Origin of the sequence: Campylobacter sp. 2018MI10 (genome assembly GCF_018501175.1) — a bacterium.
GTDB lineage: Bacteria > Campylobacterota > Campylobacteria > Campylobacterales > Campylobacteraceae > Campylobacter_E.
The window spans coordinates 1-412 of record NZ_JAHCZD010000115.1; the positions used below are offsets into that span (position 1 = coordinate 1).

Annotated in this window: 1 protein-coding gene; it reads left to right on the forward strand. The window is 49.0% G+C overall.

Annotated features, from left to right (window positions below):
• The coding region (locus KJR01_RS10640) for a hypothetical protein (RefSeq protein WP_214119082.1) at positions 1-412 on the forward strand (412 nt) is incomplete at its 5' end.

The following is a 412-nucleotide window of genomic DNA, read 5'->3' on the forward strand; positions in this document are numbered from 1 at the left end:
TTCTACAATAGCTGTAGGCGTTTTCGTTCTGCTTTCAGGATCTGGGGATCAAATTGTAAAAATGTCGTTGATTGGTGTTGTCTGGATGCTCGCGTGGGGTGTCTTTGGCGCCGTGATTGGAATGTCATGGCCATTGGCATTATCGGCACCGACGGCTCTTTTGATCCCATTTATACTCGTTTTGTATGGCCCGGCCGTATCGGTACTAGAATTGAGGTATCTGGTTGGCTATTACATGAACTGCTGGAATGCAGGGGAGATGCTAGATCCGCAAGTCCTTGCGGCCGGTATGACGATGGCATGCGGTGTTCTTGTTGTGTCTATGGTGGCGCTTATTGCGAGTAGGCTGCGCTATCATTCAAGTGCCATCGTGACCGTGATCTTGATTATCGGGTTGGTCTCAACAGTGTAA